We start from the raw sequence: 21,957 nt of genomic DNA on the forward strand, positions 1-21,957 counted from the left end.
GGGGCGCCCGCACGGCGCCGCCGGCCGCTTCCGCGTCGCGGGGGCAGCCGGCCGCACCGGTCCGCGCCGGTCCGCACCGTCACGGCGGACATCGCCGGCCACGACCTCCTGAACTGCACGGATCGACGTTTCACGGCAGCAGATCCGGATAATGATCGTCCTGTTGTCAGTGCGGCCCGGTACGCTCGAAAGCACGATGACAGAGGACCTCTCACCGGCCGAGCGGTACGCGGCTGCGCGCAGGCGCGCAGCCGAGCAGGCCACCGCGCTCGCCTCCTTCCGCGAGATGTACGACTTCGGCCTCGACCCCTTCCAGATCGAGGCCTGTCAGGCGCTCGAGGCGGGCAAGGGCGTCCTGGTGGCCGCTCCCACCGGCTCCGGCAAGACGATCGTGGGCGAGTTCGCCGTCCACCTCGCCCTCCAGCAGGGCAAGAAGTGCTTCTACACGACGCCCATCAAGGCGCTGTCCAACCAGAAGTACTCCGACCTGTGCCGCCGCTACGGCTCCGCCAAGGTCGGCCTGCTCACCGGCGACAACAGCGTGAACTCCGACGCCCCCGTGGTCGTGATGACCACCGAGGTGCTGCGCAACATGCTGTACGCCGGCTCGCAGACCCTCTACGGCCTCGGGTACGTGGTCATGGACGAGGTGCACTACCTCTCCGACCGCTTCCGCGGCGCCGTCTGGGAGGAAGTGATCATCCACCTCCCCGAGTCGGTGACCCTGGTCTCGCTCTCCGCGACCGTCTCCAACGCCGAGGAGTTCGGCGACTGGCTGGACACCGTCCGCGGCGACACCGAGGTGATCGTCTCCGAGCACCGGCCCGTGCCGCTGTTCCAGCACGTGCTCGCCGGGCGGCGGATGTACGACCTGTTCGAGGAGGGCGAGGGCCACCGCAAGGCCGTCAACCCCGACCTCGCGCGCCTGGCCCGCATGGAGGCGAGCAGGCCGTCGTACCAGGACCGCCGGCGCGGGCGGATGCGGGAGGCCGACCGCGAGCGCGAGCGCCGGCAGCGCTCCCGGGTGTGGACGCCGGGCCGGCCCGAGGTGATCGAACGCCTCGACGCCGAGGGACTGCTGCCCGCCATCACCTTCATCTTCAGCCGCGCCGCCTGCGAGGCCGCGGTCCAGCAGTGCCTCTACGCCGGCCTGCGGCTCAACGACGACGACGCGCGGGACCGGGTCCGCGCCCTGGTCGAGGAGCGGACCGCCGCCATCCCCCGCGAGGACCTGCACGTCCTCGGCTACTACGAGTGGCTCGAAGGCCTGGAACGGGGCATCGCCGCCCACCACGCGGGCATGCTGCCGACCTTCAAGGAGGTCGTGGAGGAACTCTTCGTGCGCGGCCTGGTCAAGGCGGTCTTCGCCACCGAGACCCTCGCCCTCGGCATCAACATGCCCGCCCGCTCGGTGGTGCTGGAGAAGCTCGTCAAGTGGAACGGCGAGCAGCACGCCGACATCACCCCCGGCGAGTACACCCAGCTGACCGGACGGGCCGGCCGGCGCGGCATCGACGTCGAGGGCCATGCCGTCGTGCTCTGGCAGCGCGGCATGAACCCCGACCAGGTGGCCGGCCTCGCCGGCACCCGCACCTACCCGCTGCGCTCCAGCTTCAAGCCGTCGTACAACATGGCGGTCAACCTCGTGGAGCAGTTCGGGCGGCACCGCTCGCGCGAACTGCTGGAGACGTCGTTCGCGCAGTTCCAGGCCGACCGGTCGGTGGTCGGGATCTCGCGGCAGGTGCAGCGCAACGAGGAGGGCCTGGAGGGCTACAAGGCCTCCATGACCTGCCACCTCGGCGACTTCGAGGAGTACGCCCGGCTGCGCCGCGAACTCAAGGACCGTGAGACGGAGCTGGCCCGGCAGGGCGCCGCCCAGCGGCGGGCCGAGGCGGCCGTGGCGCTGGAGAAGCTGAAGCCGGGCGACGTCATCCACGTGCCCACCGGCAAGTACGCCGGCCTGGCGCTGGTCCTCGACCCCGGCCTGCCCGCCGGGCGGGCCAACGGCCACCGCGGCTTCGACCACCACGACGGGCCGCGCCCGCTGGTGCTGACCGCCGAACGGCAGGTCAAGCGGCTCGCCTCGATCGACTTCCCGGTGCCGGTGGAGGCGCTGGAGCGGATGCGGATCCCGAAGACGTTCAACCCGCGCTCGCCGCAGTCCCGCCGGGACCTGGCCTCCGCGCTGCGCAGCAAGGCCGGTCACATCCCGCCGGAGCGGGCCCGCAAGAAGCGGTCCCAGGCCGCGGACGACCGGGAGATCGCCCGGCTGCGCACCGCGCTGCGCGCGCACCCCTGCCACGGCTGCGCCGAACGCGAGGACCACGCCCGCTGGGCCGAGCGCTACCACCGGCTGCTGCGCGACACCTCGCAGCTGGAGCGGCGCATCGAGGGCCGGACGAACACCATCGCCCGTACCTTCGACCGGATCGTGGCACTGCTGACCGAGCTGGACTACCTGCGCGGCGACGACGTCACCGAACACGGCAGGCGGCTGGCCCGGTTGTACGGCGAGCTGGATCTCCTGGCGAGCGAATGCCTGCGGGCCGGCGTCTGGGAAGGGCTGGCCCCGGCCGAACTCGCCGCCTGCGTCTCGGCGTTGGTGTACGAGGCGCGGGTCGGTGACGACGCCATGGCCCCCAAGCTGCCCTCCGGCAAGGCGAAGGCCGCGATGGGGGAGATGGTGCGGATCTGGGGCCGGCTGGACGCCCTGGAGGAGGACTTCCGGATCAACCAGACGGAGGGGGTCGGGCAGCGCGAGCCCGATCTCGGCTTCGCCTGGGCCGCGTACATGTGGGCCTCCGGCAAGGGGCTCGACGAGGTGCTGCGGGAGGCGGAGATGCCGGCCGGGGACTTCGTGCGCTGGTGCAAGCAGGTGATCGACGTGCTCGGGCAGATCGCGGCGGCGGCGCCCACGGAGGGCTCCAGCGTGGCGAAGACCGCCCGCAAGGCCGTCGACGGGCTGCTGCGCGGGGTCGTGGCCTACTCGTCGGTGGGCTGACCCCGGGCCGTCCCGGGCGGCGGCCGCGGGTCCCGGACCGCCTCTTCCGAGGCGGATCCGGGCCGACCGGCCGAGCGGGGCCCGTCAACCTCTCGTGCGGGGGCTGGTCAGACCCCCGGGCAGGGGCCCGTCAACCTCTCGGGCCGGGGCTGGTCAGACCCCCGGGCAGGGGCCCGTCAATCCCTCGGGCCGGGGCTCGTGAGACCCCTGGGCCGGGGCTTGTCAGCCCCCCGGGCCGGGGCAGCCACGGCCGCAAGGGGTGGGATCCTCACGGCCACACCGGGCGGGGCCGTCACAGCCGTATGGAGGTCGGGCCCGTCACGGCCGTACGGAGGTTGGGCCCGTCACGGCCGTACGGAGGCGGGGCGGTCACAGCCCTAGGGAGGTCGGGCCCGTCACAGCCGTACGGAGGCGGGCCCGTCACAGCCGTACGGAGGCGGGCCCGTCACAGCCGTACGGAGGCGGGCCCGTCACAGCCGTACGGGAGCGGAGCCGTCATACAGGCCGCAGGGCCCGCCCGTCACACCGGTGGCGGGGGCCGCGACGGCCGCCGTCGCGGCCCCCGCCCGACGGCCGTGAACAGACCCGTGCCTTCCGCACCCCCCCACCGGCGCACAAGCACGCGCGCGGGGCGGACAGGGCACGCACGGGGCGAGCGCGGCCCGGTGACGATGCGCGCCGGCTGCCGTCGCCCGTCGGCCCGCCCCGGGGCGAATACCGGCTGACGCGACGGCGTGCGCGCCGTGAACCCCTGCGCACGTCCGCCCCCGACGCCTCGGCGGTCCCGCCGATCCGGCGCCACTCCCTGCCCTCCGGGCCCGCCGCGAGGCCCGTCTTCGGGCGGGCGGGCCGTCGGGACGACCGTCTCCGTCCCCCGCTCGGCGGTCGAGCACCCGTCCGCGAGTTCACCCGTTCCACCGGCGGCCCGGTCCGGCCTGTCGACGGCCTTCGGGGGAGGCGCGAGCGGCCCACGCGGCGCTCGGTTCATCCGTCCCGGTGAGTACGTCCGTATGCACGTTCGCCGTTACCCGACGTGTTCGGGTGGGATCGGAGCGTGCGAAACGGTCGAGGTTACTCCACGCACCCGCCCGATTTCAGGCGGTCGCCGAATATGACACAGCGATGATCCGGTCGGACTAAGCTCGCCCGCGGCGCACCGAGTTGGGGTGAATTCGTGCGCCTGTTCCCCATCGTTCCGAAGATGCCGACATGTCCCTACAGAGGGTGCCCATATGGTGAGTGTTCAGTCCCCACCCGGTCGCCGTGAACCGGCCCCCGCCCGTGTGCTGGTACCGCCGGCGATACTGATGGCCGCGGCGACCGGAGCGGCCGCCGCCCTCGTGGCACCGTCGGCCCGGCTCGCCGTCGGCGTGTGCGGAGCCGTGGCGACCCTCCTGGTGATCGCGAGCGGGGCCCAGTCGGTCCGCCGCGGCCGGCATCTGCGGGAACTGCGCGCGGAGAAGGACCTGCGCGTCGCCCACCTGGAGCGGCGGGAAACCGCCCACGACGAGCAGAACGTCCGCATCGCCCAGTACTTCGTGCCGCAGGCGGTGGAGTGGCTGCGCAAGGGCAGTTCCCCCAGGGAGGTGATGCTGCACTTCGCCGAGGTCGACCCCGCCTTCGACGAACTCGGCGACGGGCAGCGCCAGGTCATCAAGAAGATCCTCGACATCGTCGACCACGAGGAAGCCCTGCGCGACTCGGCCCAGCGCTCCTTCGTCAGCGTCGCCCGGCGCGTCCAGGCCATCGTCCACCAACAGGCCGCGGAACTCAGGGAGATGGAGGAGGACCACGGCCGCAACCCCGAGGTCTTCGACGACCTCCTGCGCATCGACCACGGCAACGCGCTGATCGGCCGCCTCGCCGACTCCGTCGGCGTGCTCGGCGGCGGCCGGCCCGGCCGCAACTGGCCCGGACCGGTCCCCCTCTACAGCGTGCTGCGCGGCGCCATGTCCCGGATCCTGGAGTACCGGCGCATCCAGCTCGACTCCATCGCCAAGGTCAACATCCGCGGCCTCTCCGTCGAACCGCTCATCCACGCGGCCGCCGAACTCCTCGACAACGCCACCCGCTACTCGCCCCCGCAGAGCAAGGTGCACGTCAACGCCGTCGAGGTGCAGACCGGCATCGCGATCGAGATCGAGGACGCCGGCGTCAGCCTCAGCGAGGAGGCCCGCGCCAAGGCCGAACGCATGCTGGAACTGGCCAAGGCCGGCGTCGACATCCAGGACGTCGGCGGCACCCCGCGCCTGGGCCTGGCCGTCGTCGGCCGCCTGTGCACGTCGTTCAACATGCAGGTGTCGCTGCGCACCTCGGCCTACGGCGGCGTCCGCGCCGTGCTGGTCGTGCCCAGCGAGATGCTCACCACCGACCCTGCCCCCGGATTCGCCCACGGCATCGGCGCCACCTCCGTGCCGCAGATCGACCTGGGCAACATCGAGGGCCCCAAGCGGCCGCCCAAGAAGCGACGCCCCACCAACCCGCGCATCCCGGCCGGAGTCTCCCTGGACGACGACGAGATCCCGGTCATCACCGAGTGGACCGACAAGGGCCTGCCCCAGCGCCGCAGCAAGGCCACGGTCCCCATCAGCGAGATCTACCGCGAGGCGTACGCGGCCAAGGACGCGGCCGAGGCCGCCGCGCGCGAGGGCAGGCCCGACCCCTTCGCCCAGGCCCGGCCCGAGCCCGTGGCCAAGAAGGACGGGACCGAACCCGGCGTGCACTTCGAGGCCTTCTGGGAGGGCCTGAAGAAGGACATCCCGTCGGACGTCCACCCCACCGACTTCACCCGCAATCCCACCGCATACCTGCACCTGATCGACGACCAGGCCACGACCGGGGCCGACGACGAGGGGGACCTCACGTGATCCAGCAGCGCGCCAACTTCGACTGGCTGCTCAAGGAGCTCTACGACGGAGTTCCGGGCATCGAGATGATCGTCGTGCTGTCGGCCGACGGACTGCGCATCGCCCGCTACGCCGGCGACCCCGACGCCGCCGACCGCGTCGCCGCCGCCTGCGCGGGCCTGCAGAGCCTGGCCGGTGCCGTCGCCCAGGAGATCCACTCCAGCGACGGCGAGATGCAACTGGTCGTCATCGAACTGAACGGCGGCTACTTCTACCTGATGTCCGCCGGCGCCAACGCCTACCTCGCGGTCCTCGCCGACGTGCGCTGCGAGGCCGGCCGGATGAGCGGCATGATGCGCGACCTCGTGGTCCGCATCGGCGCCCATCTGACCACCCCGCCCCGGTACAACGGGCAGAGCGTATGACGCCTCCGCAACGCCAGCGGCGGCACCCCCTGCCGGAACCTCCCGCACCGGGCCCGCAGGACGGGGAGCGCAAGAACGTAGAGCGGCTGTACGTCATCTCGGGCGCGGACGGTGAACGCGCCCCCCTCGACCTGGTGACCCTGGTCGTGGCGCACGCCGAACCGCCCTCCTCCGCCACCCCCGAACAGACGGCGGTGCTGAGGATGTGCCAGGCCCCGCTGTCGGTGGCCGAGGTCTCGGCCTATCTCAGCCTGCCGTTCAGCGTGGTGACGGTGCTGCTCACCGAGATGCTGGCGGCCGACCTCGTACAGGCGCGCGCCCCGATCGCCCGGCAGCAGGTTGCCGACCGTTCCCTCCTCGAAGCGGTGATGCATGGACTTCAAAGGCTCTGACACGATCCCCGGACCACGGGCCGAGGATCACCTGCCGCACACCACCACGGCGGCAGCCAAGATCGTCATCGTGGGCGGCTTCGGCGTCGGCAAGACGACCATGGTCGGCTCCGTCAGCGAGATCAGACCGCTGACCACCGAGGAGACCATGACGCAGGCCGGCATCGGCGTCGACGACGACCACGGCTCCGCGTCCAAGACCGCCACCACCGTGGCGATGGACTTCGGCCGCATCCGGATCACGGACCAGATCGTGCTCTACCTGTTCGGCACGCCCGGCCAGGAGCGGTTCTGGTTCCTGTGGCACGGACTGTTCGAGGGCGCGCTGGGCGCCGTCGTCCTGGTCGACACCCGACGCCTCGAGGTCAGTTACGAGGTCATGGGGCGGCTGGAGGAGCGCGGCGTGCCGTTCGTGGTCGCCGTCAACACCTTCCCCGACGGGCCCCGTTACCCCGTCGACGACCTGCGGTCGGCGCTCGACCTGCCGCCCGAGGTCCCGATCATCGAGTGCGACGTACGCCGCCGGGCCTCCAGCCGTGACGTGCTGATGACCCTGATGCGCTTCCTGCACTCCCTGGCGCTCACCCGCAGCCTCACCTGACCCGCCCCCCCCACCCCCGTTCGCCCACAGTCTCGGAGCGACCCCCAGTGACGCCTGAACACCCCCCGACGACCGGCCCGCACGACCTCGCGCTCGACCCGCCCCCCGGCTGCCCCGCGCACGGCAGCGGCCCCGGCGGACTGCTCCGCCTCTACGGACCCGGCGCCGAGGACCTGAACGACCTCTACGAGCGGCTCCGCGAGCAGCACGGCCCGGTGGCACCCGCGCTCCTCCACGACGACGTACCGATCTGGGTGGTCCTCGGCCACGCCGAGAACCTGCACATGGTGCGCGCGCCCTCGCAGTTCACCCGCGACATCCGCGTCTGGAACCCGCTGCGGGAGGGCGCGATCAAGCCCGACCACCCGCTGATGCCGCACATCACCTGGCAGCCGATCTGCTCCCACGCCGAGGGCGACGAGCACAAGCGGCTGCGCGGCGCCGTCACCGCGGCCATGGCCACCATCGACGACCGCAGCCTGCGCCGGTACATCTACCGATCCAGCCAGCGCCTGGTCAACCGCTTCTGCGAGGAGGGCCGCGCCGAACTGGTCGGCCAGTTCGCCGAGCACCTCCCGATGGCCGTCATGTGCCACATCCTCGGCATGCCCGAGGAGTACGACGACCGGATGGTGCAGGCCGCCCGCGACGCGCTCAAGGGCACCGACACCGCGATCGCCAGCCACTCCCACGTCATGGAGGCGGTGAGCCGGCTCGCCACCCGCCGCCGGGCCCGGCCCGACGAGGACTTCGCCAGCCACCTCATCGCCGACCCGGCCGGACTCACCGACGACGAGGTGCGCGAACACCTGCGGCTGGTGCTGTTCGCCGCCTACGAGGCCTCCGTCAACCTGCTCTCCAACGCGCTGCGCATGGTCCTCACCGACCCGCGGTTCGTCGCCCAGCTCAACGGCGGGCAGATGACGGTGCCGGAGGCGGTCGAGCAGTCCCTGTGGGACGAGCCGCCGTTCAGCGCGATCCTCGGCTACTTCGCCAAGCAGGACACCGAGCTGGGCGGCCAGCGCATCCGCAAGGGCGACGGTCTCCTCTTCGCGCCCGCCCCGGCCAACGTCGACCCGCGGGTGCGTCCCGACCTCGCCGCCAACATGCAGGGCAACCGGTCCCACCTCGCCTTCGGCGGCGGCCCGCACGAGTGCCCCGGCCAGGACATCGGCCGCGCCATCGCCGACGTCGGCGTCGACGCGCTGCTCATGCGGCTGCCGGACATCCAGCTCGACTGCGACGAGGACGACCTGCGCTGGACGACGTCGATCGCCTCACGGCACCTGACGGAGCTGCCGGTCCGGTTCGAGCCGAAGTCCCAGCAGGACGTCGTCGCCAAGCCCAGCCACGGCCTGGTGCCGCAGCCGCGCCCCCACCTGCCGCCGATCACCCTCGAACCCCGGCCCGTGCCGGCCGGCCCCGCGCCCGCGGGGCCCGGGGCGGCCGTTCCCGGACCGCCGGCCCCGCGACCGGCGGCTCACGGGACGGCCGCTCCCGCGCCGGCCGCCTCCGGCTCCGCCGCCGCGCCGCGCGCCGCCCAGCCCCTGCCGGGGACCGCACCCCAGCCCGGGACCGCCCCGGCACCGGCGCCCGCCGCCGCGCCCGCACCGGAACCGGCCCGCGGGCCGAACGCCTGGCGCCGCTTCCTGGCCTGGTGGCGCGGCTACTGACCGCCGTCCCAGTCGTCGTACGACGACCAGGCGCCCAGCGTCCGCCCGCTCCGCAGTCGGTGGGCCGTCCCCGTGACCGGATCGGTGAACTCCAGCTCCCGCGCCAGCAGTTGCAGCGGACGCCGGAAGTCGCCGGCCGGGGAGGGGGCGGCCACCTCGGGGTAGAGGGGGTCGCCGAGGATCGGGACGCCCAGCGCGGTCATGTGCACCCGCAGCTGATGGGTCTGCCCGGTCCGCGGTGTCAGCCGGTAGCGGGCCAGGCCGTCCGGCCGGTGCTCGACCAGCTCGACGCGGCTGACCGCGTTCGGCTCGCCCGGCACCTCGCGGGCGGTCAGCGTGCCGCGCTCCTTCACGATCCGGCTGCGTACGGTCACCGGCAGGGCGAGCGCGGGATCGTACGGGGCGACGGCCTCGTACACCTTGCGCACCCGCCGGTCGCGGAACAGGGTCTGGTAGGCGCCGCGCTCCTCGGGGCGCACGGTGAACAGCACCAGCCCGGCGGTGAGGCGGTCGAGGCGGTGGGCGGCGCCGAGCGCCGGCAGGTCCAGTTCGCGCCGCAGCCGTGCCAGCGCGGTCTCGGTGACATGGCCGCCGCGCGGGGTGGTGGCGAGGAAGTGCGGCTTGTCGGCGACGACGACGTGGTCGTCGCGGTACACGACCTCCAGGGGGAACGGCACCGGCTCCTCGGCGGGCAGCTCCCGGTGGAACCACACGAACAGGCCGGGCACGTACGCCGCGTCCGGCGCCACCGCCCGACCGTCGGCCCCGACGATCCGCCCCGCCGCGAACATCTCCTCGACGAGCCCGGCCCGCGCCGCGCCGAACCGCTCCCGCAGATGCTCCCGCACGGTCGCCCACCGCCCCGTCCCCGGCAGCCGCACCCGGACCGCGTCGACCCCGTCGCGCTGGGGGAGGGGCGAGGGCGGGGGAGGGGTACGGCGTCTCATCGGGACCCAGCGTACGGCGAACGGCGCCGGGGGCCGGACGGCGAGGGAAGGCCCGGCAGGGCGGCCGGCCGGCCGGTACGGAGGCGGTGGCCGGTGTGACGGTGACGGCCGGGCTCATGGGGGTGGTCCGTACGAGGGCGGTGGCCAGGCTTTTGGGGGTGGCCGGTACGACGGTGGTGGCCGGTAGGTTCGGCGGTGGCCGGTGTGCCGGTGACGGCCGGGCTGACGGGGGTGGCCCGTACGAGGGCGGCTGCGGTGGGTGCGACGGCGGTGGCCGGTGGGTTCGGCGGCGGCCGGTGTGACGGCGGTGACCGGCAACCACCGCGGCGGCCGGTACAACGGCGGCGGGCCGGGCCCGCGAGGGCGGCCGTACGACGACGGCGGTCGGCGCCTCGGGGTGGGGGTGGGGCAGTGATGCGGTGTCGGGAGGGCGCGGCCGTGTCACGGTCACTCGGCGCGCGAGCGCCTTCGGTCTGCGGGGCCGGGGCCGGGCGCCGCGTCACCGCCGGGGTGCCGGGACGGCCACGTCCCGGAGGGCGCCGGCCGGCACGTCCCGCCGTGACCGGACGGCCGGCACGTGAGGTGTCCGCACGCGCGGGGCCGTCGGGGACGGCGCGGCCCGCCCTTCGTGTGCGGGCCGCTCGCGGGGGTCAGGCCGCCGGCGCCGACCCTTCCTGCTCCTGCTCGACGCTCGCGTTCCATTCGCGCTTGGAGGCCTGCCAGCCGTCCTCGTTGTGGCCGAGCCGCCAGTAGCCGGAGATCGACAGGTCCTCGCGCGGGACCTGGCGCTCGACGCGGAGCAGCCGGCGCAGCTCCTTCACCGCCGCGGCCTCGCCGTGCACGAAGGCGTGCAGGCGGCCCTCGGGGAAGGCGAGCGCCCGGACGGCCTCGACGAGCTTCTCGCCGACGGGCCGGTCGCCGCGGTGCAGCCAGACGACCTCCACGTCGGAGTCGATCTTCTGCTCCTCCTCGGGGCCGGACACCTCGACGAACGCGTGGGCCACGGCGCCGGCGGGCAGGGCCTCCAGCGCCGCCGCGATGGCGGGCAGGGCGCTCTCGTCACCGGCGAGCAGGTGCCAGTCGGCGGCCGGGTCGGGGGTGTAGGCGCCGCCGGGTCCCATGAAGCGGACGGTCTCGCCCGGCTGGACGCGCGCCGCCCAGGGCCCGGCCAGGCCCTCGTCGCCGTGGATGACGAAGTCCAGGGTGAGCTGGCGGTGCTCGGCGTCCCAGTGGCGCACGGTGTACGTCCTGGTCACCGGCCACTGCTCGCGGGGGAACTCGGCCCGAATGCGTTCCATGTCGAAGGGTTCCGGGTAGGTCACACCCTCGGCGGCGAACAGCAGTTTGACGTAGTGGTCGGTGCACGTGCCGGCGGTGAACTCGGACAGCCCCTCGCCGCCGAGGACCACGCGCTGCATGTGCGGGGTGAGCCGTTCGGTGCGGACGACCTGCGCGGAATGGGGCTTCCGCGGCTTCCGTGCCGGACGTTCTGCCATGACGGCCTCCCAGTGCGTTTGGTTAGGTTTACCTAAGTTAGCATCCACCCCCCGGTGATGCTCATGGTGATGTGCGTCGCCCCTCCGACCGAGAGTGACTTTCGGCCACAGGAATAACCATCCGCCCCCGCGAGAACAATGGTTACGCGGCGAGCGTGGTCAGCAGCCGCTGCAACGATCCGCCGAGGCCCCAGCGCTCCGCCAGTCCCTCCAGTGTCGCCGGTTCCCGCGGCGCGCGGGGCAGCGCGGTGTCCACCTCGGGCAGCGGCACGTCGTCGGCGACCCGGACCACCTTCGGCGCGACGGCGAGGTACGGCCGCGCCTCGGTGAGCCGCCGGCGCTGCGTCGGCGTGAGCTTCGCCGCGGGGTCGTCGACCGCCGCCATGATTCCGGCCAGGTCGCCGAACTCGGCCAGCAGCTTGGCCGCGGTCTTCTCCCCGACGCCGGCGACGCCCGGCAGGCCGTCGCTGGGATCGCCGCGCAGCAGCGCCAGATCGGCGTACCCGCGGCCGTCGACGCCGTACTTCTCACGCAGCCAGGCCTCGTCCGTCGCCTGGAGCGTCCCGACGCCCTTGAGCGGGTAGAGCACCCGCACCCCGCGCGCGTCGTCCACCAGCTGGTAGAGGTCGCGGTCGCCGGTGACGATGTCCACCGGTCCCCTCGCCCGCGCGGTGAACGTGCCGATGACGTCGTCCGCCTCGTATCCCGCGACGCCCACCCGGGCGATGCCGAGGGCGTCCAGCACGTCCTCGATGACCGGCACCTGGGGTGAGAGCGTGTCCGGGACCACTTCCTCGTCGGGGCCCGCCGGGCGCTCCTCCGCGACCCGGTGCGCCTTGTAGGAGGGGATCAGGTCGACCCGCCACCGCGGCCGCCAGTCGGCGTCCATGCACGCGACCAGATCGTCGGGCCGGTGGTCCTTGACCAGGCGGTCGATGAAGTCGAGCAGACCGCGTACGGCGTTCACCGGTGTGCCGTCCGGCGCCTTCACGGAGTCCGGGACGCCGAAGTAGGCGCGGAAGTAGAGCGAGGCGGTGTCGAGGAGCATCAGTCGTCCGGTCACGTCACGCATCATGCCCCACCGGAGCCCCCCGCACGGCGTCCGCGTTCACCCTTGTGGAGCTTGTGAGAGCCGTGTGAACTGGCCCACTCATGCGTTTGCCCCGGTTCGGTCCGGGCAGGCGCCGCCTCGGAGCGGTGCCGGTTGCGCTTTCAACAGTTAGCGGTCCTCACGAGGTTTCCGTGAGGTCCCGGCCGTGCGGCACAGGGCCTCAGGGCCCGGTGTCCCTCCGCCCCTGTCCCCGATCAGAGAAGGTACGTGTGTCCTCCAGGCTTGAGGCCGAACACCTCTACAAGGTGTTCGGCAGACGACAGGACGAGGCAGTCGAACGGCTCCGTGGCGGAGCCGACCGGGAGGAGCTGCGCGCCGACGGCACCACCGCCGCCGTCATCGACGCCTCCTTCACCGTGGACCCCGGCCAGATCTTCGTCGTCATGGGCCTGTCCGGCTCCGGCAAGTCGACGCTGCTGCGCATGCTCAACGGACTGCTGGAGCCCACCGCCGGGCGCGTCCTCTTCGACGGTCAGGACCTGACCGCGCTCAGCGACCGGGACCTGCGCGAGGTCCGTGCGAAGAAGATCAGCATGGTCTTCCAGCACTTCGCCCTCTTCCCGCACCGCAGCGTCCTCGACAACGCCGCCTACGGCCTCGCCGTCCAGGGCGTGCCGCGGGCCGAGCGCGAACGGCGGGCCGCCGAGGCGCTGCGGCTGTGCGGTCTGGCCGGCTGGGAGAAGTCCTGGCCGGACGAGCTCTCCGGCGGCATGCAGCAGCGCGTGGGCCTCGCCCGCGCCCTGGCCACCGACGCCGACCTGCTGCTGATGGACGAGTCCTTCAGCGCGCTGGACCCGCTGATCCGCCGCGACATGCAGGACCAGCTCCTCACGCTCCAGAAGACGCTGAAGAAAACGATCGTGTTCATCACCCACGACCTCAACGAGGCCATGCGCCTGGGCGACCGCATCGCCGTCATGCGCGACGGCCGTGTCGTGCAGAACGGCACCGCCGAGGACATCCTGGTGCGCCCGGCCGACGACTACGTCGCCTCCTTCATCCAGGACGTCGACCGCTCCCGCGTGCTGACCGCCTCCGCGGTCATGGACACCGGCGTCCGCGGCGACGAGGCCGACTGCGACTGCGCGACCGCCACCCCCGACACGCCGTTCACCGTCCTGTGCGCGCTCAGCGCCCGGGTGCCGCACCCGGTCGCCGTGCTCGACTCCGGCCGCGGCCTCGTCGGCGTCGTCCCGCGCCGCCGTCTGGTCGGCTTCCTCGGCGACGAGCGGGCCGCGGAGGTCCCCTGCGGCAGTCCGCGCCCCCACGGGAAGGAGGCCGCCCGTGCCTAGGCTGCACCTCGGTGACTGGGTCGACTCCGGTGTCGACTGGCTCGTCGCCCACATGTCCTGGCTCTTCGACGCGCTCAAGGCGGTCGTCGAAGGCATGTACGACGGTCTCGACGGCCTCCTGAACGCCCCCCAGCCCCTGCTGCTCGCCGGCATCCTCGCGGTGCTGGCCTGGTGGCTGCGCGGCCTGGTCGCGGGTGTCCTCGGCTTCGCCGGGTTCGCCCTCATCGTCTCCCTCGATCTGTGGGAGGAGGCCATGTCGACGCTGTCCCTGGTGCTCGTGGCCACGGTGATCGCCCTGGTGATCTCCGTGCCGCTGGGCATCTGGGCCGCCCGTTCCAAGGCCGTCAGCGCGGCCGTGCGGCCGGTCCTGGACCTGCTCCAGACGATGCCGTCGATGGTCCTGCTGATCCCGGCGATCCTGTTCTTCGGCATGGGCGTGCCGGCCGGTGTCGTCGCCACCCTGATCTTCGCCCTCGCACCCGGCGTGCGCATGACCGAACTCGGCATCCGCCAGGTCGACGCCGAGCTCGTCGAGGCCGCCGAGGCGTTCGGCACGACGCCGCGCGACACGCTCCTGCGGGTCCAGCTGCCCCTCGCCCTGCCGACGATCATGGCGGGCGTCAACCAGGTGATCATGCTCGGCCTGTCGATGGTCGTCATCGCCGGCATGGTCGGCACCGGCGGTCTCGGCGGCGCCGTCAACGAGGCCATCGGCCAGCTCGACATCGGCCTCGGCTTCGAGGCGGGCCTCGGCATCGTCGTCCTCGCGATCTACCTGGACCGGATGACCGGCGCCCTGGGCACCCGTATCTCCCCGCTCGGCCGCCGGGCCGCCGCGAAGGCCCGCACCACGGTCTGGTCGTACCGCCCGCGCGCCTCCGTCGCCACGGTCGGCGTGGTCGTCCTCGCCCTCGTCGCCGGCGGCATGGGCGTCTTCGGCTCCGGCTCCGGCAGCGCCGAGGCCTCGGCCGGGAACGTGGGCCGCGGCAAGGAGATCACCATCGGCTACATCCCCTGGGACGAGGGCATCGCCTCCACCTTCCTCTGGAAGGAACTGCTGGAGCGGCGCGGCTTCGAGGTGAAGACCACCCAGTACGCCGCCGGCCCCCTCTACACGGGTCTGGCCACCGGGCAGATCGACTTCCAGACCGACTCCTGGCTGCCCACCACCCACGCCGAGTACTGGAAGAAGTACGGCGAGCAGCTCGACGACCTCGGGCAGTGGTACGGCCCCACCTCCCTCGAGCTGACCGTCCCCTCGTACATGAAGGACGTGAACTCGCTGGCGGACCTCAAGAGCAAGGCCTCCCGCTTCGACGGGAAGATCACCGGCATCGAGCCCAGCGCCGGGATGATGGGCCTGCTCAAGGACAAGGTCCTCAAGCAGTACGGCCTCGACGGCAGTTACGAGGTCGTCGACGGCTCCACCCCGGCCATGCTCGCCGAGCTCAAGCGCGCGTACGCCAAGAAGGAGCCGATCCTCGTCACCCTGTGGTCCCCGCACTGGGCGTACAGCGAGTACGACCTGAAGAAGCTGAAGGACCCCGAGGGCGCCTGGGGCGACGGCGACGGCGTGCACACCCTGGCCCGCAAGGGTTTCGCCGGGGACAACCCCGAGGTCGGCGAGTGGCTCGAGAACTTCTCGATGACCGAGCAGCAGCTCACCGGGCTGGAGGCGCAGATCCAGAAGTCCGGCAAGGGCAAGGAGCAGGACGCCGTCCGCACCTGGCTGAAGGACAACCCCGGTCTGCTGGACCAGTGGGCGCCGGTGGCCGGCGCGGGAGCCCAGAGCCGGGCGGCCGGGTGACCTGACAGCTCCGCGACCGCCCGGTGAGGGGCGGGCCCTCCGTACACGTCCGACGCGTACGGAGGGCCCGCCCCTCGCGCCGTTCCGCACGGCAACGATCCGGCCAACCACGCACAGCCACGCCCATGCCCGGACTCGGCCATGTGCCGACCGGGCGTGCCGGTCGCTCCACCAGCGGGGATCGTGGACCGCGACGACACGGGAACACCACGGCCCGTCCGGGCATTGAAGAGGAGAACGCGCGCGACGTCCCCGCCCGGGGTCTCCCGGCGATGATCGACTGGCGCGATCCGTGAGGTCGCTCGTGACGCCGTATGTCCTCGATGTGACGGGCACATGAAACGGTTTGCCGAACATGCGTAGGGTGCAGAGAACTCATCAGAGGACGGGCGCCCCGAGCGGGGCACTCGGTGAGTCGGAGCGACGAGCGAAGGAGGGAGCCGGAGCGATGGGCGACCACAAAGAACAGCCCCTTCGGGTGGGCGCGGCCGTCCGGCGGCGGCGCCGGTCCCTGGACCTCACGCTCGCCGTCGTGGCCGAGCGCAGCGGCCTGTCCGTGCCCTTCCTGAGCCAGATCGAGAACGACCGGGCCCGGCCCAGCACCAGCTCCCTGGAGAAGGTGGCCGACGCGCTGCGCACCACGGCCGTCGAGCTCCTCGCCGCCGCCGACCCGGCGTGCAGCGTCGACGTCGTCCGCGCCGAGCTCGCCGAGCCCGGCCCCGGGCCCCGTTCCCGCTCCCTGGTCCGCGGCCACCACCAGATGCACGCCTCGGAGTTCACCGGCGACCACGAGGCGGGCCGCGAGTTCCAGTACCGCAACGACCAGTTGATGTACGTCGCCGACGGCGCCGTGGAGATCGAGGCGGAGGGCCGCGCCTACCGCCTCGGCCGCGGTGACACGCTGTACCTGACCGGCGGGGTGCGCCACCGCTGGCGGGCGACCGTCCCGGACACCCGGGTGGTCGTCGTCGCGGTCGCCGAGCACATCGAGGCGGTCCGGGACCGCAGGCGGTAGCGGCCGGCCCGCGCGTCGGTCAGCGGACGGCGCCGGACGTGGGCCGGTCCGCCGCGCGCCGGGGCGCGTCGGCCGCCGGCCGGGGCGCCGGCGGCACCGGCCGGGGCGCCGCGAGCAGCGTGCCGCGGGCCACTCCCCGCAGGGTCAGCGCGGCGACGACCGCCCAGACGGCGACCAGGACGACGTACAGCCCCGTCGCGAGGACCTCGTAGGCGACCAGGCCGGTGTGCCGGGCCAGGGCGGCGGCGCCGGTCACACAGGTGCCGATCGGGAAGGTGAACGCCCACCACGTCATCGTGAAGCCCATCCCGTGCCGGCGGGCCCGCACCACGTGGGCGGTGGCCAGGCACAGCCACAACAGGGCGAATCCCATGACGGGCACGCCGTAGAGGACGGCGAGGACGGCGAAGCCGCGGCTGTCCGGCGCGGGCACCGCCCCCGGCGCGGCCTCCGCGAAGGCGCCGGCCGCCGTCGTGGACTGTCCGAGCGGTCCGAGGACGAGGAAGAGCGTCGGGGTGAGCGCGAGCGGCAGCGGACCGCCGGTGAGCAGCCGGCCGAAGACCACCGGCAGCATCACGAGCGTGCCGAGCAGGCTCAGACCGAACAGCGCGACACAGGCCAGCAGCAGGGTCTCCCGCGCCTGCCCGGCGGGCAGGCGCGGCACCAGCAGCGGCCCCGACGCCGCCGCCACCATCGGCGCCACCAGCGGCAGCAGCCACACCGGCGTGGCCTGCCCCGGCTCGACGCGGTGGCGTACGGCCATGAGGTACGGCACGGTCACGGCGCCGGCCAGACCGATGGCCGTACCGGCGGTGAAGAGGACGGCGTCGAGGGCGACGGCCGCCCCGGTGCCGATCCAGTCCCGGCCGACGGTGAGCGTGGCGCCCCCGACGGAGACCAGGGCCATGGCGAGGCAGCCGTAGAAGGGAGCCGCCGCCGGGTCGAGCAGGTGGGCGCGGGCCTGGTCGCGGTGGTGGCGCCAGTGCAGGGCGCGCGCGACGAGCAGGGTCAGCAGCAGGGCGAGCGAGAGGGCCCAGAGGGCGGTGCAGGCCTGCCTCGGCGCCGGCCGGGGCAGCGCGGCGCCGGCCGTGGCCACGACGGCGGTGCCCATGACGGTGGCGTACCAGTTCGGGCCGAGGTGGCGGACGGCGGTGATCATGGTCCCACCATGACGCCCGCAAGCGCCCGCGACCAGGGAGGATGTGTCTATGGGGGCATAAACTGGGCTTATGGCCAGTGGGCAGACGGAGACAGGGACATTCACGGAGGAGGGGGCGCGTCCGCCGGGACCGGCGGGCTCGATCGCGCACCGGGTTCCGGACCTCGGGGCGCTGGAACTGCTGCTGGCGGTGGCCCGGCTGGGCAGCCTGGGCGCGGCCGCGCGGGAGCTGGGCATCACCCAGCCGGCCGCCAGCAGCCGGATCCGCTCCATGGAACGGCAGCTCGGGGTGGCCCTGGTGGACCGTTCGCCGCGGGGGTCCCGGCTCACCGACGCGGGGGCGCTGGTCACGGACTGGGCGCGCCGGGTCGTCGAGGCCGCGCAGGCCTTCGACGCGGGCGCGCAGGCGCTGCGGGACCGGCGCGACTCGCGGCTGCGGGTCGCGGCCAGCATGACCATCGCCGAGTACCTGCTCCCCGGGTGGCTGCTCGCCCTGCGCGCGGAGCGGCCGGACACCGCGGTGTCGCTGCTCGCGGGCAACTCCACGGCGGTGGCCGAGCGGCTGCTGGCCGGGGAGGCGGACCTGGGCTTCGTGGAGGGGCTGACGGTGCCGTCCGGGCTCGACTCGGCGGTCATCGCCCACGACCGCCTGATCGTCGTCGCCGCGCCCGCCCATCCGTGGGTCCGGCGGCGGCGCCCGCTGGCCGCGCGGGAGCTGGCGTCGACCCCGCTGATCCTGCGGGAGAAGGGGTCGGGCACCCGGCAGGTGCTGGACGCGGCCCTGGGCGGTCTGGCCCGGCCGCTGATCGAGCTGTCCTCGACGACGGCGGTCAAGGCGGCGGCGGTCAGCGGGGCGGGGCCGGCGGTGCTGAGTGAGCTGGCGGTGGGGGAGGAGCTGGCGATGCGGCGGCTGGTCAGGGTGCCGGTGGAGGGGGTGCTGCTGGCGCGTGATCTGCGCGCGGTGTGGCCGACGGGGCATCGGCCCACGGGGCCTGCGCGGGAGTTGCTGTCGTTGACGCGGGGGTGAGGGGTGGGCCGGGGTCCGGGGGCCGGGTGTTCTCGCCCCCGCCGCCCCTTCCCGTCCCGTCCCCGGGGGCTGCGCCCCCGGACCCCCGCTTCGGCCCTGGACGGGCCTCGTCCTCAAACGCCGGACGGGCTACTGGTGACGGCACCCCCGCCCGCCGCCGCCACCAGCCCCCGCATCACCCGTACGTCCTCGTCCATCTCCGGGTGCCACTGCACCCCCAGCGCCCACCCGCCGGCGTCGGGTGTCAGTTCCACGGCCTCCACCGTGCCGTCCGCCGCGTGCGCCGCCGGGACCAGGCCCGTGCCGAGGCGGTCCACCGCCTGGTGGTGGTAGGTCGGCACGGAGGTCTCCTCCGGGACGAGAGCGGCGTACAGAGTGCCCGGTACCGGCTTCACCGGGTGCCGGCCGAAGACGCCGACGGACTCCGTGTGCCCCTCCAGGTGCTGCGCCAGCGTGCCGCCGACGGCGACGTTCAGCAGCTGCATGCCCCGGCAGATGCCCAGCAGGGGGACGCCCGCGGCCAGGGCCGCGCCGATCAGGGCGAGCTCCCAGACGTCCCGCTCCCGCGCCGGCGGGCCGGTACGGGGGTCGCGTTCGGCGCCGTAGCGGAGCGGCTCCACGTCCGGGCCGCCCGCGATCACCAGACCGTCCAGCCGCGCCACGGTCGCCGCCGCGTGCGCGGGCTCGTCCGGCGGGAGCATCGCGGCCAGCCCGCCCGCCCGCTGCACGAGCCGCGGGTACCCGGCCGGCAGCAGCGCCGCGTCCAGCTCCCAGACGCCCCAGCGCGCCCCGGCCTCCAGATACGTGCTGACGCCGATCAGCGGCCTGCCCGTCACCCTCGCCATGACTCGCTCTCCCACCCGTCGCTCGGATCACCACGGATCGAATGGACGCGGATCGAACCATTGGAGCATGCCCGGTGCGGCCGGGCGTCACGCCAGGAAGCCCCTGAGCAAGGCGGCCGTTCCGGCGCAGTGCTCCCGCATGACCTCCCGCGCCCCGGCCGCGTCGCCGTCCAGCACGGCCTCCACCATGGCCGCGTGCTGGCGCTGGGAGTGCTCCAGGTTGCGCACGAGCAGCGGGATGCAGTCCAGCAGGTCGTTCACCGTCGCCCGGACCGCCGCGTACCGCGCGGTCAGCGACGGTGAGCCGCACAGCTCGGCCAGGGTGAGGTGGAGCAGGGTGTCCCGGCGGCGGTAGTCGGCGAGCGGCGCGTCCCGGGTGCGGGCCAGCGCCCCGCGCAGCCGGCCCCGCTGCTCCTCGGTGAGGCCGTGCTCCGCGCACAGCCCGGCGGCCCCCACCTCGAGCACCTCCCGGAAGCGCAGCACGTCCTCGATGTCGGTCGCGGCGACCCGCCGCCGCAGCTCGTCCTGCCCGGCCGCGTCCGCGCGCGCCAGCACGAACGTTCCGCCGTACCGGCCGCGACGGGACTCCACCAGCCCCTGCTCCTGGAGCACCTTGAGCACCTCGCGCAGCGTCACGCGGCTGATCCCGAGCCGCTCCGCCAGGTCCCGCTCGGCCGGCAGCCGCTCCCCGCCCGGCACCAGGCCCAGCCGGACGACCTGGAGGATCTGCTCCAGCGCCTCCTCGAAGCCGTTCCCCGCCCGCACCGGCCGCAGCACCGGCGCCAGCCGGTCGCCCGCGCCGCCGTCAGCGTCCACCGGCATCTGGCCGTGCCCCCTTCCCAAGCAATGGTTCTCACCCATACCTTAGGCTCCCGGCCGCCCCGCGAACCCGCCAGATCCCCGCACACCGCAGCGCAGAGGAAGCCTGAGGAGGCCCTCCCGTGGCAGACCGCACACCCCCGCTCGCCGTCGAGGAACTGCACGCCCTCGTCGCGGGCGGTGAGATCGACACTGTCGTCCTGGCCTTCCCCGACATGCAAGGGCGTCTCCAGGGCAAGCGGTTCGCCGCCCGCTTCTTCCTCGACGAGGTCCTCCACCACGGCACCGAGGGCTGCGCCTACCTCCTCGCCGTCGACACCGAGATGAACACCGTCGACGGGTACGCGATGTCCTCGTGGGACAACGGCTACGGCGACTTCGCCCTCCACCCCGACCCCGCCACCCTGCGCCGCGTGCCCTGGAACGCCGGCACGGCGATGCTGATGGCCGACCTCGCCTGGCACGACGGCTCCCCGGTCGCCGCCGCCCCCCGCCAGATCCTGCGCCGCCAGCTCGACCGCCTCGCCGGGCTGGGCCTCACCGCCCAGGTCGGCACCGAGCTGGAGTTCATCGTCTTCAACGACACCTACGAGCAGGCGTGGGACTCCGGCTACCGGGGGCTCACCCCGGCCAACCGGTACAACGTCGACTACTCCATCCTCGGCACCGGCCGCGTCGAGCCCCTCCTGCGCCGCCTGCGCAACGACATGGCCGGCGCCGGCCTCACCGTCGAGTCCGCCAAGGGCGAGTGCAACCCCGGCCAGCACGAGATCGCCTTCCGCTACGACGAGGCCCTGGTCACCTGCGACCAGCACGCCGTCTACAAGACCGGGGCCAAGGAGATCGCCGCCCAGGAGGGCGTCTCGCTGACCTTCATGGCCAAGTACAACGAGCGCGAGGGCAACTCCTGCCACATCCACCTCTCCCTCGCGGACGCCGACGGCACCAACGTCATGGCCGGCTCCGCCGAGGACCCGCACGGCATGTCCGACACCATGCGCCACTTCCTCGCCGGACAACTGGCAGCCCTGCGCGACTTCTCCCTCCTCTACGCCCCCAACATCAACTCCTACAAGCGGTTCCAGCCGGGCTCCTTCGCGCCGACCGCCGTCGCCTGGGGCCACGACAACCGCACCTGCGCCCTGCGCGTCGTCGGCCGCGGCCGCTCCCTCCGCTTCGAGAACCGGCTGCCCGGCGGCGACGTCAACCCGCACCTCGCGGTGGCCGGCCTGGTGGCCGCCGGACTGCACGGCGTCGAGCGGAAGCTGGAACTGCCCGACCCCTGCCCCGGCAACGCCTACACCGCCGGCCACGCCCACGTCCCCACCACCCTGCGCGAGGCCGCCGAGCTGTGGGAGAACAGCCCGATCGCGCGGGCCGCCTTCGGCGACGAGGTCGTCGCCCACTACCGCACCATGGCCCGCGTCGAACTGGAGGCCTTCGACGCCGCGGTCACCGACTGGGAGCTGCGCCGCTCCTTCGAACGCCTGTGAAAGGTCAC

At 73.5% G+C, this 21,957-nt stretch carries 17 protein-coding genes; 11 read left to right on the top strand and 6 right to left on the bottom strand.

What is annotated here, in order from left to right; all coding sequences use genetic code 11:
* Positions 1-151 precede the first annotated feature (151 nt).
* The 6 genes from ACZ3KJ_RS14920 (at position 152) to ACZ3KJ_RS14945 (ending at position 8,938) form a co-directional block, all read left to right on the top strand.
* A complete protein-coding gene (locus ACZ3KJ_RS14920) occupies positions 152-3,001 on the top strand; it encodes a DEAD/DEAH box helicase (protein WP_467527101.1) in 2,850 nt (949 codons plus the stop codon).
* Positions 3,002-4,233: 1,232 nt separating this feature from the next.
* Entirely contained in the window at positions 4,234-5,868 is a 1,635-nt protein-coding gene (locus ACZ3KJ_RS14925; RefSeq protein WP_467527103.1) for an ATP-binding protein, read from the top strand.
* A complete protein-coding gene (locus ACZ3KJ_RS14930) occupies positions 5,865-6,272 on the top strand; it encodes a roadblock/LC7 domain-containing protein (protein ID WP_389519815.1) in 408 nt (135 codons plus the stop codon). Before ACZ3KJ_RS14925 ends, ACZ3KJ_RS14930 begins: the two co-directional genes overlap by 4 nt.
* Complete coding sequence (locus ACZ3KJ_RS14935; protein WP_467527105.1) at positions 6,269-6,664, top strand: DUF742 domain-containing protein; 396 nt, start codon at positions 6,269-6,271, stop codon at positions 6,662-6,664. The genes ACZ3KJ_RS14930 and ACZ3KJ_RS14935 overlap by 4 nt, the downstream gene beginning before the upstream one ends.
* Positions 6,645-7,265: a GTP-binding protein gene (locus tag ACZ3KJ_RS14940; RefSeq protein ID WP_467527107.1), complete on the top strand. Its 621-nt coding sequence runs from the start codon at positions 6,645-6,647 to the stop codon at positions 7,263-7,265. Before ACZ3KJ_RS14935 ends, ACZ3KJ_RS14940 begins: the two co-directional genes overlap by 20 nt.
* 47 nt (positions 7,266-7,312) lie before the next feature.
* Entirely contained in the window at positions 7,313-8,938 is a 1,626-nt protein-coding gene (locus ACZ3KJ_RS14945) for a cytochrome P450 (protein WP_467527108.1), read from the top strand.
* Here the strand turns inward: ACZ3KJ_RS14945 and ACZ3KJ_RS14950 are convergent.
* The 3 genes from ACZ3KJ_RS14950 to ACZ3KJ_RS14960 form a co-directional block, all read right to left on the bottom strand.
* Entirely contained in the window at positions 8,932-9,885 is a 954-nt protein-coding gene (locus ACZ3KJ_RS14950; RefSeq protein ID WP_467527110.1) for an RluA family pseudouridine synthase, read from the bottom strand. The two genes, ACZ3KJ_RS14945 and ACZ3KJ_RS14950, sit on opposite strands and share 7 nt — an antisense overlap.
* 650 nt (positions 9,886-10,535) lie before the next feature.
* Positions 10,536-11,381, bottom strand: coding sequence for a siderophore-interacting protein (locus ACZ3KJ_RS14955; protein ID WP_467527112.1), 846 nt, complete (start codon positions 11,379-11,381; stop codon positions 10,536-10,538).
* A 142-nt stretch (positions 11,382-11,523) separates the two neighbouring features.
* A complete protein-coding gene (locus tag ACZ3KJ_RS14960) occupies positions 11,524-12,453 on the bottom strand; it encodes a 5'-3' exonuclease (RefSeq protein ID WP_467527431.1) in 930 nt (309 codons plus the stop codon).
* Positions 12,454-12,701: 248 nt separating this feature from the next.
* Between ACZ3KJ_RS14960 and ACZ3KJ_RS14965 the strand changes: the two genes are divergently transcribed.
* The 3 genes from ACZ3KJ_RS14965 to ACZ3KJ_RS14975 all read left to right on the top strand — a co-directional run bounded on the left by ACZ3KJ_RS14965 (position 12,702) and on the right by ACZ3KJ_RS14975 (position 16,606).
* Positions 12,702-13,784 (top strand): quaternary amine ABC transporter ATP-binding protein, encoded by a 1,083-nt coding sequence (locus ACZ3KJ_RS14965; RefSeq protein ID WP_467527114.1) that lies wholly within the window; start codon positions 12,702-12,704, stop codon positions 13,782-13,784.
* Positions 13,777-15,591, top strand: a complete 1,815-nt coding sequence (locus ACZ3KJ_RS14970; RefSeq protein WP_467527115.1) for an ABC transporter permease/substrate binding protein — start codon at positions 13,777-13,779, stop codon at positions 15,589-15,591. Before ACZ3KJ_RS14965 ends, ACZ3KJ_RS14970 begins: the two co-directional genes overlap by 8 nt.
* A gap of 448 nt (positions 15,592-16,039) precedes the next feature.
* Complete coding sequence (locus ACZ3KJ_RS14975) at positions 16,040-16,606, top strand: helix-turn-helix domain-containing protein (protein WP_467527117.1); 567 nt, start codon at positions 16,040-16,042, stop codon at positions 16,604-16,606.
* Positions 16,607-16,625: 19 nt separating this feature from the next.
* On the opposite strand, the gene ACZ3KJ_RS14980 is transcribed toward ACZ3KJ_RS14975, so the two are convergent.
* On the bottom strand, positions 16,626-17,765 hold the full coding sequence (locus ACZ3KJ_RS14980; protein WP_467527118.1) for a TDT family transporter: 1,140 nt from the start codon (positions 17,763-17,765) through the stop codon (positions 16,626-16,628).
* A 70-nt stretch (positions 17,766-17,835) separates the two neighbouring features.
* Here ACZ3KJ_RS14980 and ACZ3KJ_RS14985 point away from each other — a divergent pair, with 70 nt between their 5' ends.
* Positions 17,836-18,792: a LysR family transcriptional regulator gene (locus tag ACZ3KJ_RS14985; RefSeq protein ID WP_467527120.1), complete on the top strand. Its 957-nt coding sequence runs from the start codon at positions 17,836-17,838 to the stop codon at positions 18,790-18,792.
* A 113-nt stretch (positions 18,793-18,905) separates the two neighbouring features.
* On the opposite strand, the gene ACZ3KJ_RS14990 is transcribed toward ACZ3KJ_RS14985, so the two are convergent.
* Positions 18,906-19,628 carry a gamma-glutamyl-gamma-aminobutyrate hydrolase family protein gene (locus ACZ3KJ_RS14990; protein WP_467527433.1) on the bottom strand — a complete coding sequence of 241 codons (723 nt, stop codon included), beginning with the start codon at positions 19,626-19,628 and terminating at the stop codon, positions 18,906-18,908.
* Between the two features lie 96 nt (positions 19,629-19,724).
* Entirely contained in the window at positions 19,725-20,459 is a 735-nt protein-coding gene (locus ACZ3KJ_RS14995; protein WP_467527121.1) for a FadR/GntR family transcriptional regulator, read from the bottom strand.
* A gap of 119 nt (positions 20,460-20,578) precedes the next feature.
* On the opposite strand from ACZ3KJ_RS14995, the gene ACZ3KJ_RS15000 reads away from it, so the two are divergent.
* Positions 20,579-21,949, top strand: a complete 1,371-nt coding sequence (locus ACZ3KJ_RS15000; protein WP_467527123.1) for a glutamine synthetase family protein — start codon at positions 20,579-20,581, stop codon at positions 21,947-21,949.
* Positions 21,950-21,957 lie beyond the last annotated feature (8 nt).

Source organism: Streptomyces sp. NPDC003248 (genome assembly GCF_055563235.1).